The sequence below is a fragment of the Paenibacillus popilliae ATCC 14706 genome (assembly GCF_000315235.1).
Taxonomy (GTDB): Bacteria; Bacillota; Bacilli; order Paenibacillales; family Paenibacillaceae; genus Paenibacillus_B; species Paenibacillus_B popilliae.
The window spans coordinates 1-991 of sequence record NZ_BALG01000356.1; the positions used below are offsets into that span (position 1 = coordinate 1).

The window sequence follows — 991 nt, forward strand, 5'->3', positions numbered from 1 at the left end:
CCAATCGCAGTATTACTCAGTATGGAGGAAAAGTGCTGCGCTAAACCCCACTTTCATGCTGGGGATGCGGCGGAAAAGCCATGATTGTTTTAATTCTTCTTTTGACTTCACCCGGAGATGACGAAGTACCTATTTCGTCATCTTTGCGAAGAAGCTTTCAATCCCATTGAGCCAGGAGCCATGTTTGGGGGTGAAGACGAACTCAAACCGGTTCGGCCGACTCTCCAGATAAGCATTTGTTTCCTTGGAGATATGAGCGGAATGGTTGTCTTCTATGATTTGAATCCCCAGTTCCGGGCTATAGTGGGCATCAAGCTTCTTCAGAAAGTCAACGAATTCACGACTGCGATGGCGTTCTTCGATCGAACCGATCACTTCGCCGGTGACTAAATCAATGCCTGCCAGCAGGCTCAGTGTTCCATGCCGTTTGTACTCAGAGTCACGACCTATGGTGGAATGTTTCCCGGCGACGGGAGGCAAATCCTCGGCGGTATTGCCGATCGCCTAAATGCCAGGCTTCTCGTCGTAGGACAAATGAACGTCGCAGAGCGGTTTTATTTCTTCGTTCTCCAGAATGTACTCGACTTGCTGATAGACGCAAAGCACTTCCGCCCGTTTTGCATCGAACTCTGGATCGCGGCGTTCCAGATCATAACGATGGATAACACTAACTTTTCTTTTTTCGATTGGAAGGGTATGGCTTCTCTCCGTTCAATAAGGGCTACGAAGATTATACCACAAAAAGCTGGAATATAGTTACATTATTTCGGAACATTATACTAGTAAAGGCCAATGAAGGAACCGCTGGAGTGATGCTAGACTAAATAGTAGACACAGATTACACTGATAAAATGACGAATATCGGAGGACTGTGTCAAAAGATGAGAAAACCTCTTTACGTGAACGTCAAATCGGCCCCACCTAGCGGTCAGATTGGGGCCAGTGTATGATCGATGTAGATTAGTTCAGACGGCAGAAGTCCGGCAACTGC

The 991-nt window shown here is 47.1% G+C and carries 1 protein-coding gene; it reads right to left on the reverse strand.

From position 1 onward, the window contains the following. Positions 1-129 precede the first annotated feature (129 nt). Entirely contained in the window at positions 130-480 is a 351-nt protein-coding gene (locus tag PPOP_RS21180) for an IS630 family transposase (RefSeq protein WP_006287962.1), read from the reverse strand. Between the last annotated feature and the right edge of the window lie 511 nt (positions 481-991).